The sequence below is a fragment of the Nonomuraea sp. bgisy101 genome (assembly GCF_057708945.1).
Genome location: NZ_JBYITD010000002.1, coordinates 351,021 through 366,134 on the forward strand (window position 1 = coordinate 351,021; position 15,114 = coordinate 366,134).

Annotated in this window: 15 protein-coding genes; 4 read left to right on the forward strand and 11 right to left on the reverse strand. The window is 71.2% G+C overall.

The window, feature by feature from the left end; translation table 11 throughout:
- Nucleotides 1-251: 251 nt before the first annotated feature.
- Nucleotides 252-1,442: a serine hydrolase domain-containing protein gene (locus AC3EO4_RS05215; RefSeq protein WP_431894037.1), complete on the reverse strand. Its 1,191-nt coding sequence runs from the start codon at nt 1,440-1,442 to the stop codon at nt 252-254.
- A gap of 368 nt (nt 1,443-1,810) precedes the next feature.
- On the opposite strand from AC3EO4_RS05215, the gene AC3EO4_RS05220 reads away from it, so the two are divergent.
- Together AC3EO4_RS05220 and AC3EO4_RS05225 are read left to right on the forward strand one after the other, a co-directional pair.
- A complete protein-coding gene (locus AC3EO4_RS05220; RefSeq protein WP_379571146.1) occupies nt 1,811-2,299 on the forward strand; it encodes a PH domain-containing protein in 489 nt (162 codons plus the stop codon).
- A gap of 74 nt (nt 2,300-2,373) precedes the next feature.
- A complete protein-coding gene (locus AC3EO4_RS05225; protein WP_431894039.1) occupies nt 2,374-3,936 on the forward strand; it encodes a PH domain-containing protein in 1,563 nt (520 codons plus the stop codon).
- A 46-nt stretch (nt 3,937-3,982) separates the two neighbouring features.
- On the opposite strand, the gene AC3EO4_RS05230 is transcribed toward AC3EO4_RS05225, so the two are convergent.
- The 9 genes from AC3EO4_RS05230 to AC3EO4_RS05270 all read right to left on the reverse strand — a co-directional run bounded on the left by AC3EO4_RS05230 (nt 3,983) and on the right by AC3EO4_RS05270 (nt 11,138).
- Complete coding sequence (locus AC3EO4_RS05230) at nt 3,983-4,279, reverse strand: hypothetical protein (RefSeq protein WP_379571150.1); 297 nt, start codon at nt 4,277-4,279, stop codon at nt 3,983-3,985.
- Nucleotides 4,280-4,383: 104 nt separating this feature from the next.
- The gene (locus AC3EO4_RS05235) at nt 4,384-4,932 is read right to left on the reverse strand and encodes a 3'-5' exonuclease (RefSeq protein WP_379571152.1); all 549 of its coding nucleotides are present in this window, start codon (nt 4,930-4,932) and stop codon (nt 4,384-4,386) included.
- Nucleotides 4,933-4,970: 38 nt separating this feature from the next.
- The gene (locus tag AC3EO4_RS05240) at nt 4,971-6,194 is read right to left on the reverse strand and encodes an FAD-binding oxidoreductase (protein WP_379571154.1); all 1,224 of its coding nucleotides are present in this window, start codon (nt 6,192-6,194) and stop codon (nt 4,971-4,973) included.
- Between the two features lie 47 nt (nt 6,195-6,241).
- On the reverse strand, nt 6,242-6,721 hold the full coding sequence (locus AC3EO4_RS05245) for an RrF2 family transcriptional regulator (RefSeq protein WP_379571156.1): 480 nt from the start codon (nt 6,719-6,721) through the stop codon (nt 6,242-6,244).
- 16 nt (nt 6,722-6,737) lie between these two features.
- Nucleotides 6,738-7,352, reverse strand: a complete 615-nt coding sequence (locus tag AC3EO4_RS05250; protein ID WP_379571158.1) for a GNAT family N-acetyltransferase — start codon at nt 7,350-7,352, stop codon at nt 6,738-6,740.
- 198 nt (nt 7,353-7,550) lie between these two features.
- Nucleotides 7,551-8,285 carry a DUF4097 family beta strand repeat-containing protein gene (locus AC3EO4_RS05255; RefSeq protein WP_379571160.1) on the reverse strand — a complete coding sequence of 245 codons (735 nt, stop codon included), beginning with the start codon at nt 8,283-8,285 and terminating at the stop codon, nt 7,551-7,553.
- Nucleotides 8,286-8,357: 72 nt separating this feature from the next.
- Nucleotides 8,358-9,200 carry an LLM class flavin-dependent oxidoreductase gene (locus AC3EO4_RS05260; protein WP_379571162.1) on the reverse strand — a complete coding sequence of 281 codons (843 nt, stop codon included), beginning with the start codon at nt 9,198-9,200 and terminating at the stop codon, nt 8,358-8,360.
- A 103-nt stretch (nt 9,201-9,303) separates the two neighbouring features.
- Nucleotides 9,304-9,642: an STAS domain-containing protein gene (locus tag AC3EO4_RS05265; protein ID WP_379571164.1), complete on the reverse strand. Its 339-nt coding sequence runs from the start codon at nt 9,640-9,642 to the stop codon at nt 9,304-9,306.
- A 50-nt stretch (nt 9,643-9,692) separates the two neighbouring features.
- Entirely contained in the window at nt 9,693-11,138 is a 1,446-nt protein-coding gene (locus AC3EO4_RS05270) for an LCP family protein (protein ID WP_379571166.1), read from the reverse strand.
- A gap of 81 nt (nt 11,139-11,219) precedes the next feature.
- Here AC3EO4_RS05270 and AC3EO4_RS05275 point away from each other — a divergent pair, with 81 nt between their 5' ends.
- Nucleotides 11,220-12,242 carry a glycosyltransferase family 2 protein gene (locus AC3EO4_RS05275; protein WP_379571168.1) on the forward strand — a complete coding sequence of 341 codons (1,023 nt, stop codon included), beginning with the start codon at nt 11,220-11,222 and terminating at the stop codon, nt 12,240-12,242.
- A gap of 66 nt (nt 12,243-12,308) precedes the next feature.
- Here the strand turns inward: AC3EO4_RS05275 and AC3EO4_RS05280 are convergent, their stop codons facing one another.
- Complete coding sequence (locus AC3EO4_RS05280) at nt 12,309-13,544, reverse strand: 2-C-methyl-D-erythritol 4-phosphate cytidylyltransferase (protein ID WP_431894042.1); 1,236 nt, start codon at nt 13,542-13,544, stop codon at nt 12,309-12,311.
- 107 nt (nt 13,545-13,651) lie between these two features.
- On the opposite strand from AC3EO4_RS05280, the gene AC3EO4_RS05285 reads away from it, so the two are divergent.
- Nucleotides 13,652-15,109 (forward strand): CDP-alcohol phosphatidyltransferase family protein, encoded by a 1,458-nt coding sequence (locus AC3EO4_RS05285; protein WP_379571172.1) that lies wholly within the window; start codon nt 13,652-13,654, stop codon nt 15,107-15,109.
- Nucleotides 15,110-15,114: the final 5 nt, after the last annotated feature.

Consider the following 15,114-nt stretch of genomic DNA (forward strand, 5'->3'; position numbering starts at 1 on the left):
TGAGGGGACCGGGTTTCGCGCTGTGGGGTGGATCTCGACGTGGGTTCCCGTTCCGTGATCCTGGCTTCGGAGCCATGAACCGCCACGAAGGTGCCTTGCGCACGTCGACGGCGTCTGGAATCTGATCGAGCGCTCTGGCCGGGAAACGGGTGCCAGGCGCGCGCGTCGTCGAGGAGATCCTCGACCACGAGGCCCCCTCGACGATCACCACCGACCGCGGCCGCACGTGGGATTGCGGTCGGTCCGGCCTTTCAGTTGCCGAGGGCGGCGAGGAGCAGGCGCTGGGCCACTGCCGGTGCGCCGTTGTTGCCGGAGGACGAGGTGCCCATCGAGTAGACCGCGCGCCGGCCGAGGTCACGGGAGGCGAAGACGCCGCTCCGGTAACCCGGGTCGGAGCCCGTCTTGCCCCACAGGAGCGAGCCGTCGGGCAAGGGCACGTACGTCAGGCCGACGCTGAAGCAGGCCGTACCCTTGCCGGGGCCGGTGTTGCAGTTGGAGTCGTCGGCGTACGGCAGCGGCTTGCCGTCGGCGCCCTTCGGCACGGCGAACAGCTCCGCGGCCTGTGCCGGGCGCAGCAGCCGGCCGTCGAACAGGCCGGAGATGAAGCGGTCCAGGTCACCCGTCGTGGAGGTCATGCTGGCGGGCAGCCCGCCCTGCACGTTGACGTCGACCGGCTCGCCACTGCTCCTCGTCAGGTAGCCGGGCAGGTACGGCCGGGGCACGGCCATGCTGCGGCCCGGCACGGCGGCCCTGGTCTCCCGCATCTTCAGCGGCTTGAGGATGCGGGTGGTCACCTCGTACTGGTACGGGTGCCCGGTGATCTCCTCGATGAGCTTGCCGGCGACGCGGTAGCCGAAGGAGTTGTACTCCTGCCGGGTGCCGGGGCGAGAGCGCGGTCCTGGAGCCGGCCGGCCCTCGGGGTGGAGCGTCCGCTGGATCGCCTCGTCGAAGGTGACGTAGTCGAGGCGGCGCTCGATCTCCTCGTCCGGGGAGGTGGCCGGGGCGCCCTCGAGCTCATGGGGCAGGCCGCTGGTGTGGTTGAGCAGCTGCCGTACGCTGATCGGCTCCTTGAACCGGTCCTCCGGCAACAGCCCGGGCAGGTAGTGCTGGACGCTCTGGTCCAGGTCCACCCGGCCCTCGGCGGACAGCTGGAGCAGGATCACCGCGTCCATCGACTTGCTGATGCTGCCGATCCGGAAGTGGGCGGCGCGGCTGACGCGCTTACCGGTGACGACGTCCCCGGACGAACCCCGCCACGCCTGCCCGTCCTTGTGCACCTCGGCCACGACACCTGAGGCGCCGTCGTCCGGGCGCACGGCGATCGCCTCGCGCAGGGCGGCACGGTCCAGGCCCGTGGCGGGCCCGCCGGTGGCGGCCTGCGCGGGGGCGACGACACCGAACGTCGCGGCGGCGGCCAGGGACAGGGCCAAGGAACGGCGCATGGGGGAACTCCACTCGGAAGCGATGATCAAGTCCCTTCGAGTCTGTCCGCCCAGCTCATCTGATTCGACGGGGATCACCCCGGCCCGACCCCGAACCGACCCTGACCCCTGCTTTGGGGCTCATCGCGCGAACCCGCGTGGACGGCCGAGCCTGGGGGCAACCGGTCCGGCAGGCACGCCGGTGGGAGCGCGGCTGCACGACCATCGAGGGCGGTGCGGTCCACGTGGGCATCGGCGGGAGCAGCCGGGTGTGTGTGCTGTCCAGTGGCGCATCGAAGGGGACGGGAATGGCCGCTTGTGCTAAATTTTGGCCAGGCGGTCAAAATTTGGTCTGAGAGGCCAGAAGCTGTGCGCTGTAAGGAGACAGGATGAGACTCGAACTCCGGCCACCCCGGCATCCCATGGACCCGAGGGCGGTCCGCTGGTGGACGGCGCAGGCGCTGGTCCCTGTGGTGCCTCCGGTGCTCGTGCTGGGCCTGCTGGGTCTGCTGATCCCGCCCGCCCGGGAGTGGCTGCTGCTCTCGGCGGCCGTCATCGGGGTGCCCGGTCTGGCATACGTGCTGGCCATGCCACGCCTGCGCTACCGGGTGCACCGGTGGGAGACCACCGAGGACGCGGTCTACGCGGCCTCCGGCTGGGTGTGGCACAAGGCGAGGGTGGCGCCGATGTCGCGTATCCAGACCGTCGACACCGTGCGCGGCCCGCTCCAGCAGATCTTCGGGTTGTCCGGTGTGAAGGTCACCACGGCCTCGGCCGCGGGGTCGATCAAGATCCAGGGCCTGGATCGTCTGCTGGCCGCCGACCTCGTCGAGCGGCTGACGGCAAGGACACAGGCCGTTCCCGGAGACGCGACGTGAACCGTCAGGACGCGGGGAGTTCCGGGAGAAGCGACGCGAACCGTCAGGACGCGGGCAGCTCCGGGAGACGCGAGGTGAATTGTCAGGACGCGGTGGACCGGCCGGATGCGGGACGTGCCGACGGACATGACCTGAGCCGGGCGGGACGTGCCGACGGGGGCCGTCCCGCCCTGGGCGAGGGGTGGGAGCGGCTCGACCGGCGGACCGTCGGGGCTGGGCTGAGCTACGTGATCGGGCCCGCGATTCCCGCGGTGGCCGTCGTCGCGATCGCGGGGCCGAGCCTCCGGACCGTCGTCCCACTGCTCACGCTGCTGGCCGTGCTCGTCGGGGCCGGGGTGCTCGTCTCGATCCGGTACGCCACCACCCGCTACCGGATCGCCGGCGATCGGGTCGAACTGCGGTCGGGGCTGCTGTTCAGGCGGCATCGCTCGATCCCGCGTGACCGCGTCAGGGCCGTCGACCTCACGGCCGGGCCCGCGCATCGGCTGCTGGGTCTCGCGGTGGTGCGGGTCGACGCGGGCGAGCAGCAGGCGGGGCTGCGCCTGGACGCGCTCGCCGCGGCCAGGGCCGAGCGGCTGCGGGCGCTGCTGCTCGACAAGGGGGGTACGGCCCCGCCGGAGTCCACGCTGGCCACGTGGCGGCCTGGGTGGATCGGGTTCGCGCTGCTGAGCAGCTGGACGCCGCTCATCGGGCTCGCCCCGTTCGGCGCGTTCTTCCGGGTGCTGGAGATCTTCGGCGTCGAGCCGGGAGAGGTCGGCTTCCTGCGGGACCTCTGGGGCGAGGCGACGGCGTCGCCCGTGCTGGTGGCCGTGCTCGCCGTCCTGGCCGTCGCGGTGATCGGCCTGGCGGGGGCGGTGGGGCTGTATGTGGAGGTGTGGTGGCGGTTCAGCCTGTCGCGTGAACCCGACGGCACCTACCGGGTACGGCGCGGCCTGATCAGCACGCGGTCGCTCTCGCTGGAGGAGGCGCGGCTGCGCGGGCTGGAGATGGCCGAACCGGTTCCGCTGCGGTGGGGTGGCGGGGCCAGGTTGCGGGCACTGGTCGCGGGTGTCGACCCCGACGACGACGAGGAGAGGACGTCTGCCACGCTGCTGCCGCCCGCGCCGCGGGTGACGGCATTGCGGGTGGCCGCGCAGGTGCTCGGCGGGCCCGCGCTGACGGTGTCGTTGCGTCCGCATCCGCGGGCGGCGCTGCGGCTGCGGCTGTTCCGGGCGGTGTGGCCGCTCGCGCTAGTGACACCGCCGCTGGCCTGGCTCGGCGTGTGGCTGAGCTGGATTCCCGACGCGGTGTGGGTGATCGCTCCCGCGAGCCTGCTGGTGACGTTGCCGCTGGCCGTTGACGCCTATCGCAGTCTCGGTCACGGGCTGGCGGGGCCGTACCTGGTGACCAGGCACGGCGCGGCACGACGCAGGACGGTGGCGCTGCGGAAGGACGGCGTGATCGGCTGGGTGGTCGGCCGGTCGCCCGCGCAGCGGCGCAGAGGGTTGATGACGCTGACGGCGGCGACGGCCGCGGGGGCTCATCGGGTGAAGGACGTGGGTGTGGGCGAGGGCGTCGGGTTCGCCGAGGAGGCGGTTCCCGGGCTTCTCGCTCCCTTCCTCGTCTCGAACTCCCCGTCGGCGTCGGTGTCCCGCTGAGCGCGACGGGGTCGTGGGGGAGCCGGGGGGAGAGGAGCCGGGTGGCTCAGAAGATGCTCCTGCAGTCGGTCCCGATGATCCCGTCGGGGGTGTACGCCTGCCCGGAGTGGCAGATGATGATCTGCAGCAACCGGAGCGGCGACCAGACGGCGAACGGCCCGACGATCGGCCCGGTGGCGGGGGCGCCGCCGCTCGGCCTGCAGCGGATGCCGGTCAGGTCGCCGTCGTCCGACAGGTCAACGGTCGTGCAGACGTAGGACGGGTTGTCGGAGGCCTGGGCGGGCGAGACGAGACCGACGAGGAAGAAGAGGGAGAGGCTGAGCGTGGCGACGATGAATTTCACGGAAGATTCCTTTCCGAGAGAGTGATCAAGCTGGAGCCGTAGGCGCCAGGTCACAATGTATGATTGATCGATCACTCTGTGTAGTCACCACGAGGGGATGCTGGTCAGGTCATGGGCCAGGCTCTCCGAGCCGCGAGATCGAGTATCAGGGCGGCGATGTTCCACGCGTCGTCCTCGCCCCGGTGGTGCCGCCCCTCCAGAGGAAGTCCCGCGACCCGCAGGGCCTGCGCCATTCCCGGCCGCTTGCGCAGCCCGTGCGCCTGGGTGAAGACCGCCTTGGCGTTGGTGTGGCGGTTCCCGAACGGGTAGGCCGTCCCTGTGGCGCCGCACTGCCGGGTGAACTGGTGGCGGTCGTAGTCGCCCCAGCTCGCCCACGGTCGCGACCCCGCCGCGTGCTCGGCCGCCAGGATCCCGCACGCCTCGGCGAAGCCGACCCCCGTGTCGACCTCGGCCTGGGTGAGCCCGGTCAGCTCGGTGCAGAAGGCGCTGACCGTGGAGCGCGACGGCCGTACCAGGATGCGGTGGCGGGAGATCCGCTCACGCGAGCCGAGGTCGACGACGGTCAGCCCGATCTCGATGATCTCGCTGACCGTCCCCGGTGGCGGCTCGCCGTCCCAGCACGTGGCCTCGACGTCGACGACGTTCAGTCTCATGCCGGCGAGCGTAGAGAGGCGACAGGTCCCCCGTCATCTCAGTTTCCGCCGAGCACGGGGTAGTTGCTGCGGAACAGGCCGTCGGGGTCGTGCCTGCGCTTGATGTCGCGCAGCCGCTCCAGGGTCTCGGCAGGGAAGGCGTCGGCGGCGCTCTCCCCGCGGGACAGGAACGTGTACGGCCTGCGCCCGCCGTCGATGATCTCCTGCTGGCGCTCCTCGACGCCCGGCAGGCCGAACAGGTAGAGCAGGTAGGGGTCGTCGAGCTGTCCCGCCGCGCTGTCGGACGGCCTGGCGAGCGCGCCGCCCAGATGTCTGATCTGCACGCTGATCAGCGGATCGATGGGCATGAGCCGCTCCAGGATCCCGTCGAGGTCGCCGATGAGCTGGGCCTTGGACGCGCCGGGCCCCGGGTCGGTCGGCTCGCCGGTGATGTCCCCGAGCGCGGCGATCGGCATCCGCCCGCGGGTGTCGGACAGCGTCCCGCCGATCCTGTCGAGCGGCGCGAGCAGCCGGCTCGCGTCCTGCCCGAGGTAGGTGGAGTCCACGGCGACGAACGGCGGCGCGCCGGGGAACTGCAGCAGCTCGAACCAGAGTGTCAGCTCGTCGGGCGCGGTCGCGGTGATCTCCTTGAAGGCCTCCAGCACCTCGGGCGCGCGCTCGGCGGGCCACAGGACGCGCCCGCCGTACAGGTCGGGGGCGGGGTGGAGGTCGAACTCGATGGCCGTCACGAGGGCGAAGTCCCCGCCGCCGCCGCGCAGAGCCCAGAAGAGCTCGTCGTCGCGCGTCACCGTGGACGAGCGCCCTTCGGCGTCGACGATGTCGAAGGAGCGAACGCTGGAGGAGGCCCAGCCGTGCGCGCGGGAGAACCAGGACAGGCCGCCGCCCAGCGTGTAGCCGGTGACGGTGACGACGGGGGAGCTGCCCGGCAGGCCGGTCAGGCCGTGCGCGCCCGCGGCCGCCTGCACCTGTCCCCACGCGACGCCGGCGCCGACGCGCGCGACCCTGGCGGCAGGGTCGATCTCCAGTGTGGACAGCCCGCGGGTGCGCAGCAGGATCGCGCCCTCGACGTCGCCGCTGGCGCCGTGCCCGCTGGGCTGGGCCGCGATGGCCAGCCCGGCCTCGCGGGCCAGTTTGACCGCTGCGGCGACGTCGTCGGCGTCGTGCGCCTCGGCGACCGCTCGGACGGGCTGGTGGACGGCCAGGTTCCACGGCCGGGTGGCCTGCTCGAAGCCCTCGTCGCCGGGGAAGTGGATGTTCAACATTCTCGCTATTCTCTCTGTTCGATATCCAGAATTTTGCCAGGAACCGATCAGGTTCGCAGGTTCGCGAACCATGACCGGGTGTTGTCGGGCGTCCCGGGGAAGCGGCCCTCGACGGTCTTCCTGATGTCGGCCAGCGTCTGACCGGCCAGCTCGTGCCGCCAGGCCAGCTCCGCCCTGCGCATCGCCTGCGCGATCACGCACGACTCCCTGTAGTCGACGTGCGGGCTGCCGCCGGGGCCCTCCCGCAGGATCTGCTCGCACCTGAACGCCTCTTCGGCGCCCTCGATCGCGGTGACCACGTCCATCAGGGTGATCTTGTCGAGCGGGCGGGCCAACCGGAACCCTCCCCTCGGGCCCGAGGTCGAGGTCAGGATCCCGGCCTTCGCCAGCGACTGGAGCTGCTTGTTGAGGTACGCCGTCGGCAGGCTGTAGAAGGCGGCCAGCTTGGCTGCCGTCATCGCCTCGCCCGTCTCGATCCACGAGAGGTTGAGGCAGCTGTGGAGCGCCCACTCGACGCCCTCGCTCATCCGCATATTCTGGATATTACACGTCTAGAATAGGCCGCGCCATAGTGGAGCCCCAGGAATCGGGCCGGATCACGCTGAAGCCCATGGCCTGGTAGAACGCGAAAGCTCCAGGATTGCCCGCGCCCACGCCCAGGTGCACGCCCGGAACCCGCCGCACCCGCAGCGCGTCGAGCAGCGTCTTCATCAGCTGCCGCCCCACCCCCGCGCCCTGCCCCCTGGGCAGGACGTCGATGTGGAGATGGGCGGGGTAGCGGTCGTAGAGCTCGTCGGGCGTCGGCCTGGCGTCGTGGATCCGCTGGACGCACCACCAGTCCTGCGTTCCGTCGGCGGGGTTGGCGGCCATCCCGCGCGGGTAGCGCGCCCGCAGCCCTGGCCACCAGTGCTCCTCCATCCAGTGCTCGAAGGCCAGGGTGTCGGCGGTGGCGATGATGTAGCCGAGCACGCCCTGCTGGTCCACGGCGACGAAGCTCAGCTCGGGGTCGGCCACGGGGTAGGGGCCCGCGTAGATGTGGGCGAGCAGGTCCGGGTCGTGGTACAGCGAGGTGGCGTCCTTGCCCGAGTCCCCCGTCTGCAGGCACACCCGGTACATGCCCGGCAGGTCATAAGGCTGGAACGGTCGAATCTCCACCATCTGCTCCCCCTAGCGCAAAGTCGAGACTGCGCGAACGTATCAGGCGTCGAGCGTGATACCGCTCAAGACGTCTCCGTGGAGATCGACTCCACCCCCCTCCTTGTCTCCTCGATCCGGGTGGCGGGGCAGCCGTCGACCAGGGCTCCGGCTGCTTCGCCGACAGGCCCGAGGGCTTCGTCACGTGCGTCGTGACCCCTGCTACGCCCTGGAGATCCTGACGTCTCCGTCGAGGCTCCTGGCCACGATGGTCCTGACGCCGGCCTTGCCCGCGTCCTTGAACTCCGACCGGGCACGGCCGTTGCGGCTCTCCGCGGTGATGCCGTACTCGCCCTGGGGCACGGTCACCACCACGCCGCCCTCCCGTGACTGGGTGTCGACCTTGCCGGGCGGCGTGGCGAACTGCACCCTGATGTCGCCGTCGCGGGACTTGGCCCGCACGTCGGCCGAACGGGTGGCCGTCGACCTGATGAGCCCTTCGCCCGTGCGCAGCCGCAGCACGCCCGACAGGCCGTCGGCGAGGATGTCGCCACCGGTGGTGGACACCGAGACGTCCTGGGCCAGGCCGGACAGCGTCACCCGCTCGTCCCCTCCCTCGACGACGAGCTTGACCCCAGGCGGCAGGTGCACGGTGTAGCGCGCCCCGCAGGTGGAGAAGAAGACCGTGCAGTCGGTGCGCAGCGACAGCGTGCCGTTCTCGAGCGCCCACGTGGACCTGCCAGGGTCGCCGCCCGTGCCCTGCAGCCACCGTTCGACCTTCACCCCCGAGGCGTCGCCGGGAACCACGCGCAGGTCGCCCACCCTGGCCTGCACGGTCAACGTGCCGCCCGCGTGGGGGAAGGTCGTGGCCTGGTGCTGTTCCTTCGTGTCGGGCTGGAAACCGCAGGCGGTCAGAGTGACGAGCCCCGCCGCGGCCAGTGCGATCATCCGCTTCATGTAAGCGATCGTGACGCCGATCGGCCGCGGTGCTATCGGCCATGTGGACGATCCGCCATCGGCCGATCGTCCCTAGAGGGCGGACAGGAGCCGCTCGACATGGGAGAGGGGATCGTCGCCGAACGGGCGCAGCACGACGGTGCTCGCACCAGCCGCCCAGAGCGCCTTGACCGCGTCGGCGGCCTGCTCGGGCGTGCCCTCGGCGTTGAAGACCTCGGACGGGTCCACGCCCAGGAACGCGGCCACTTCCTGTCGCGTCGCGTCCAGCGCCGAGGAGTCGCCTACGCACAGGTGGGTGAAGACGATCAGCTCGTGCTCGTCCTGGGCGGAGATCCGCTCCAGCGTCGCTCCGATCGAGTCGGGGCCGATGCCCTCAGGGAGGATCGTGCCCTGCGCCACCCTGCCCGACAGGGCCAGCGAACGCGGGCTCTTCACCCCCGCCACGATCGGGGGCACCACGGCGGGCGGGTGCACCAGCCGTACCTCGTCGAGGTGGACGGACCTGCCGTGCACGGTCACGCTCTCGCCGCGCAGCAGCCCGCGCACCGCGGTGATCGTCTCCTCCAGCAACGCCAGGGGAGAGGGCGCCGCCGCGCCGACCTGGCGCATCCAGTCCTGTACGCCGTGACCGACGCCGCCGACGAACCGCCCGGGGAAGAGCCTGGCCAGATTGGCGAACTCCATGGCCAGCAGCATCGGGTTGCGCAACGGGGCCGGAGCGATGCCGAGGCCGACCCTCACCCGCGAGGTACTGGCGAGCGCGGCGGCGGCCGAGGTGAGGCCGCCCGTCCAGCCGAGGTCCTCCACCACCCAGAGGTCGTCGATCCGCGAGTCGAGCCCGGAGTCGAGCGTCTGCGCGAACGGGACGAGCCGCTCGGGCGGCAGACCGCGGTCGAACATCACGCCAAGCCTCATACGGGCATCCTCCGGTGGTCGCGGGTCGCGCTCGGCAGCGGAGTCCCGCGCCTGCGTGAAGGCGTCGCCGATGCTAGTGAAGGGCGTTCGGCGGCGGCAAGGCTCAGGCCGCCAGCTCCTGACGCGCCTCGTCGATCGAGCCGGTCACCTCGAAGTGGCGGTCCAGGTTCGTGATCGTCAGCAGATGGGGGATCATGCCGCCGCCCACGACCAGCACCATCCTGCCGTGCTGCTCCCGCACCCGTGTCAGCGTCGAGACCAGCACTCCGAGACCGACCGAGTCGCAGAACGGCACCTCGGTCAGGTCGATCGCCAGGTGCGGCTCCTCCGTGGCCAGCACGGCATCGATCTCGGCTCTCAGACGGGGGGCTGTCGTCAGATCCAAGTCACCGACCGCCTGGAGGAGTGCGAAACGACCGTCCGCCCAGGACCTGACCATCATTTTCAGCCACCTCCGCTCGTGGTCTCTCCCTCTGCCCGAAAAAGGGAGACTTATTCCTCTCTCTTGCAGATGTTCTGGCTTGCGGTGCGGGTGGTGGGGGTCGCTTGGGGTGACGGTGAGACGGACGGAGTCGCGGCCGATTTGGGTTTGCGGATCTTTGGCTGGTCCTGCCCGATCACGACCTCGATGCCCTTGACGTCGCTCTCCTTCAGCTGCGCGCCAGGGATCGCCGCGGCCACCACCTTCGCCTCCTCGGCCTTGCCGGGAGCGTGGCGCACCAGCGTCGTCGCGAAGTCCTTGCGGGCGGTGTTGCCCGGCTCGTCCGGCACCTTGAACCCGTAGGCGACCAGGCCGGCCTTGGTGCGCGCGCCGAGCCCGGTGATCAGCGTGCCGTTCAGCACCTTGACCGTGATCTGGTCCGGTGGCACGGTCCGCGTGCTCAACGTGGGGACGGGCGACGGCTTCGGGGCGGGTTTGGCCAGGTCCTGGTCGGCGGCGATCCGCCGGAACAGGTCGGCGGCCCGCTCCTTGTCCCACAACACGGCCGACTCGCCCGTCGGCGTCTTGAAGTCGACGTTCGCCAGCGGTACCCCTGCGAACCTCACGTCGTTCAGCGAGACGTCCTTGAGCTGCTCGACCAGCGGCACGAGCCCGTCGTCGGGATCCACCTTGATCGTCGCCAGCGAGGCGTTGACGAAGGAGATGAGGCTGGCGGGGTTCGACAGCGCCTCCTTCAGCATCGCCGAGATGACCTGCTGCTGGCGGTCGATCCTGTCGAGGTCGGAGCGGGCGGTCGCCCTGGTGCGGGCGTAGCCGAGCGCCTTCGCGCCGTCGAGCCTGTGCGTGCCCGCCCGCAGGTCGAGCCCTGTCTTCGGGTCGTTGATGGGCACCGGAGTGCAGACGGTCACGCCGCCCAGCCTGTCGACCACGTCCACGAACCCGAGGACGTTCACCTCGATGTACCTGCTGATCGGCAACCCCGTCAGCTGCTGAACGGTCTTGACCGCCAGCTTGGCCCCGCCGAACTGGTAAGCAGAATTGATCTTGTGCTGGCCCTTGCCGGGAATCGTGGTCCAGGTGTCGCGCGGCAGGCTCACCACCGTCGCCTTGCGGTGGTCCTCCGACAGGTGGATCACCATCATCGTGTCGGTGCGCTCGCCGACCTCGCGGCCCAGCTTGAGCCTGTTCTGCTCCTTGCGGGTCAGGTCGTCGCGCTTGTCGACACCGACCAGAAGGATGTTCATCGCCCCCCGTGGGGCCTGCTCGACCGCGCCGAGCCCCGCGTCGACCGAGCCGATCTGCCGCGGCGTGGCCCACACCCAGCCGGTGCCCGCCAGGATGGCGGCCGACAGGGAGCCCGAGACGATCAGATTGCGCCTGCGCGCCCTCGCGCCACGGCCCGGCTTGCGCGGAGTACGGCGGGCCGCGAGCCGGACACCTCCGGGAGCGTCGCCACCCACGTGCACACCCGCGTCATCCTCCTCCGGGTCGCGCATGCCGTGCCCCCTCCAAACGCCGCCGGAATCGGGCTTTGGATTGCCCTCCTCCCCTGGTCGTACAGTAGCGTGAGCCCCGCCATGAAGCAGTTCCCCGACTCGCCCGCGCAGCCCGCGTTCCCACAGACGCGCGCCTGGCCGGCGATCTCCGTCGTGATGCCGATCCTCAACGAGGAAAGGCACCTCCGCGAGGCCGTCGCCCAGATCCTCGCCCAGGCCTACCCAGGCCCCATCGAAGTCGTGCTCGCCGTCGGGCCCTCCCATGACCGCACCCAGGAGGTGGCCGACGCGATCGCCGCGGCCGACCCCAGGGTGATCGTGGTGGCCAACCCGACAGGACGCACGCCCAACGCGCTCAACGCCGCCATCGGCGCCTCCCGCCACGAGATCATCGCCAGGGTCGACGGGCACGCCATGCTGCCTGACGACTACCTCAAGGTGGCGGTCGAGACCCTGGAGGAGACCGGAGCCGACAACGTCGGCGGCGTCATGGCGGCCGAAGGCATCACCCCCTTCGAGCAGGCCGTCGCCCGCGCGATGACCTCCAAGATCGGCGTCGGCGCCGCCGCCTTCCACGTGGGAGGTACGGCGGGGCCCGCCGACACCGTCTATCTCGGCGTGTTCAGACGCAGCGCCCTGGCCAGGGTCGGCGGCTACGACGAGCACTTCCAGCGCGCCCAGGACTGGGAGATGAACCACCGGATCCGCGAAACGGGCGGCCTGGTGTGGTTCCAGCCGCGGATGCGTGTCACCTACCGGCCGCGGCCCAACCTCAAGGCGCTGGCCAAGCAGTATTTCCACTACGGCCGCTGGCGGCGGGTGGTGGCCCGCACCCACGAGGGCACGATCAACCTCCGCTACCTGGCCCCGCCCGCCGCGGTCGTGGCGATCGCGCTGGGGCTGCTGGTGTCGCCGGTCTTCCCGCTGGGACTGATCGTCCCCGGAGGGTACGCGCTGGCGATCGTCGGCGGGTCCGTGCTGACGGGCAGCGGTCTTCCCGGGCGCGCGAAGGCGGCGCTGCCGTTCGTGTACGCCGCGATGCACATGTCGTGGGGCTGGGGCTTCCTCACGAGCCCCCGCAAACTCTCCCGCCCCCGACCCTGACCCCGTGCCTTCGGGGGTCAGGGAACGGCTTCCCACCCCCGAAGGACACCCTTCGGGATTCGGCGGTCAGGCGTCGACGACCTGGCCGGTGAGGTCCGAGGCCAGCACGTCGATCACGGCCTGCGCGGCCCCCGCCCGTTCGGCGCTGACGCAGTTCACCGCGATCCCGTCGGCGGCCCACTCCTCGGCCAGCGCCAGGGAAAGCTCCACGACCGCCGCCGCGCCCGAGCGCGCCAGTCCCGTGCCGGCCAGGCGTGACGAGGTGAGCAGCAGCAGCCTGCCACGCGACTCCCGAAGGAGCGGATGCGCGGCACGGGCCACGGTCACCGCCGTGAGGTAGTCGTCCCCCGCCTCCGCCAGCCCGCCCGCGGGCCTTACGGGCGCGGCGTTCACCACGCAGTCCACCCTGCCCACGTCGGGCAGCGTCGTGGAGACGGAGGCGGGCGGAAGGAGGAGTACCCGCGCGGCGCCGTGCGCCCGCGCCAGTTCGGCCACCTCCGCTCCTGCCCCCAGGTCGTCGCCGAGGACCGCCACAGTCCTCCCCTCCAGCGCCTGGCCGGAGGCCGGTGGGACGGCGGTGGGACCCAGCCGGAACAGCGTCTCCGCGATGTGCAGGTCGACGGGGTGCGTCACCTTGATGTTGCGCTCGCTCCCGTGCACGACCACGATCGGGACCTCGGGCAGGTACCGCAGCACCACGCCGCAGTCGTCCGTCGGCGGCTGCCTGCCGAAGTCCGGGTCGGCGAAGGCCCGCTCGTAGGCCTGCCTGATCACCGACAGCCTGAACCCCTGCGGCGTCTGGACGCGCCGCAGCCGCGCCCTTTCCGGCACCTCGCGCACGACGTCTCCGCGCGGCCCAGGCTCCACCACCACGACGGTGTCCGAGCTCGGGATGGCCACCTCCACAGCCGTGTCGCGCTCCAGCGCCTCGACACACTCCGTGATGATCCGGGGCTCCAGCAGCGGCCGTACCGCGTCATGGAGCAGCACGTTGCACTCCTGCGGCCCCAGCGCGTCCAGGGCCCGCCACGTGGTCTCCGTGCGCGAGGCGCCGCCCTCGAGGACCTGGACGACCTTGCCGAAGCCGCGCGCGGCCACCAGCTTCTCGACCTCGGCGGTGAAGCCGGGCGTCATCAGCACGATGATCTCGTCGATCTCGGGCGCGGCGTCGAACAGGGCCAGCGTGTGCTCGATGATCGACTTGCCGGCGACCGTGACGAGTTGCTTGGGGGTGTTCAGCCCGACCCGCTGACCCACGCCCCCCGCGAGGACCACTCCCACGGTGCGCAGTCGAGATTCCATACGGCGAGGGTAACGGTACCGCGCGTCGCGGCCGCGCACTCGTGATTTGCGGTCGCCCTCTCGCTACGCTGGGCAACGCACTCCTCGTGTCCGAAGGAGAACTGCGCGTGCCAGAACCCACCGTCATCCGAGAAGGCGTCACGGCCGCGGCCGTGGTGCTCGCGACCACTCCTGCCGCCAGGCTGGCGTGCGCGGACGGCACCCTGCTCGACAGGATCAACGACCAGCTCGTGCTGATGCCCGTCAGAGACGTGCACGTGGTGCCGCAGGGTGGGGGACTCGGCGCCGACCTGCGCGGCGTGGCCAAGATCGCGCGCATCTGCACGGGAGCGGTCGTCCTGCTGCCCGCCGACCTCATCGCGCACACCGAGGCGCTGGCCGTCCTCATGGAGCACCCGGCCCGCGGCACGGGCGCGCTGGTCAGCTCCGACACGACGGTCGGGCCGCTGCGCCCGCCCGTCAGGATCCAGCACGCCAGAGTCGTCGCCGCGGGGAGCTCCTTCCACATCGTTCCCGAGGCGAACGCGACATTCCGCGGCGTGCTCCAGGTGGGGGAGGCCGACCTCGGGACGCTGGCGGACATCGCCGACGAGCTCGCCGAGCTCGCCGACACGGGCAGGCTCGGCCCTGTGACCCCGATCGAGGCCATCGACCTGCTGCTGGTCGGGCTGGTGCGTTCCGGGGTGCCGGTGCGGGCGGCGCAGATCGGCCGCCTGCACGCCGACCGCGTGACCGCCCAGTCCGCCGCCGACCTGGCTGTGACCAGGCTGGCCGACGTCGACGAGGCCAAGGTACGGCTCGACACCGCGGTGAAGAGCGACGACGGCTTCTTCGCCACCTTCTTCGTCAGTTCGTGGTCCCCGCATCTGGTCCGTCTGGCGGCGCATCTGGGGCTGACGCCCAACGCGGTGACCGGCATCTCGGTCGGCGTGGCGGTGCTGTCGGCCGTGTGGTTCTCTGCGGGCACCAGGGACGCCCAGATCGCCGGCGCGGCGCTCCTGCTGCTGTCGTTCGTGCTCGACTGCGTCGACGGCCAGCTCGCCCGCTTCACCAGGACGTTCACGCCGCTGGGCGCATGGGTCGACGGCATGGCCGACCGGTTCAAGGAGTACGTCGTCTACATCGGCCTGGCCCTCGGCTACGCCTCGGGGCTGGACGCGGGCGACGGAGGGCCCGACGGGATCTGGCGGTTCGCCGTGGCGGCGATGATCCTGCAGACGCTGAGGCACTCGCTCGACTTCTCCTACAAGGGGGCGGTGGCCGACGCCAAGCTGATCGGCGCGGCATGGGCCAGGCCGGCGAGGTCGCTGCTGGAGTCCGCGGACGGCGGGCGCCTCGCCGTACCCCATCAAGGGGTGCTGGGGCTGGCGCAGCGCCTGGAGCGCGAGTCGCTCACCCGGTGGGCGAAGAAGGTGATCGTGCTGCCGATCGGGGAGCGGATGGTGTTGATCGCGGTCACCGCGGCGCTGTTCAACGCGAAGACCACGTTCACCGCGCTGCTCGTCTGGGGTGGCTTCGCCTTCCTCTACCAGCTCGTCGGCAGGATCGCGAGGTCGACCGGATGAGGTGG

Bases quoted from the DNA above. Each gene is read 5' to 3' on its own strand.
- AC3EO4_RS05260 (WP_379571162.1), bottom strand. From the start codon at position 9,200: ATGAGGCTTGGCGTGATGTTCGACCGCGGTCTGCCGCCCGAGCGGCTC.
- AC3EO4_RS05265 (WP_379571164.1), bottom strand. From the start codon at position 9,642: ATGATGGTCAGGTCCTGGGCGGACGGTCGTTTCGCACTCCTCCAGGCG.
- AC3EO4_RS05215 (WP_431894037.1), bottom strand. From the start codon at position 1,442: ATGCGCCGTTCCTTGGCCCTGTCCCTGGCCGCCGCCGCGACGTTCGGT.
- AC3EO4_RS05255 (WP_379571160.1), bottom strand. From the start codon at position 8,285: ATGAAGCGGATGATCGCACTGGCCGCGGCGGGGCTCGTCACTCTGACC.
- AC3EO4_RS05270 (WP_379571166.1), bottom strand. From the start codon at position 11,138: ATGCGCGACCCGGAGGAGGATGACGCGGGTGTGCACGTGGGTGGCGAC.
- AC3EO4_RS05240 (WP_379571154.1), bottom strand. From the start codon at position 6,194: ATGTTGAACATCCACTTCCCCGGCGACGAGGGCTTCGAGCAGGCCACC.
- AC3EO4_RS05250 (WP_379571158.1), bottom strand. From the start codon at position 7,352: ATGGTGGAGATTCGACCGTTCCAGCCTTATGACCTGCCGGGCATGTAC.
- AC3EO4_RS05235 (WP_379571152.1), bottom strand. From the start codon at position 4,932: ATGAGACTGAACGTCGTCGACGTCGAGGCCACGTGCTGGGACGGCGAG.
- AC3EO4_RS05280 (WP_431894042.1), bottom strand. From the start codon at position 13,544: ATGGAATCTCGACTGCGCACCGTGGGAGTGGTCCTCGCGGGGGGCGTG.
- AC3EO4_RS05245 (WP_379571156.1), bottom strand. From the start codon at position 6,721: ATGAGCGAGGGCGTCGAGTGGGCGCTCCACAGCTGCCTCAACCTCTCG.
- AC3EO4_RS05220 (WP_379571146.1), top strand. From the start codon at position 1,811: ATGAGACTCGAACTCCGGCCACCCCGGCATCCCATGGACCCGAGGGCG.
- AC3EO4_RS05275 (WP_379571168.1), top strand. From the start codon at position 11,220: ATGAAGCAGTTCCCCGACTCGCCCGCGCAGCCCGCGTTCCCACAGACG.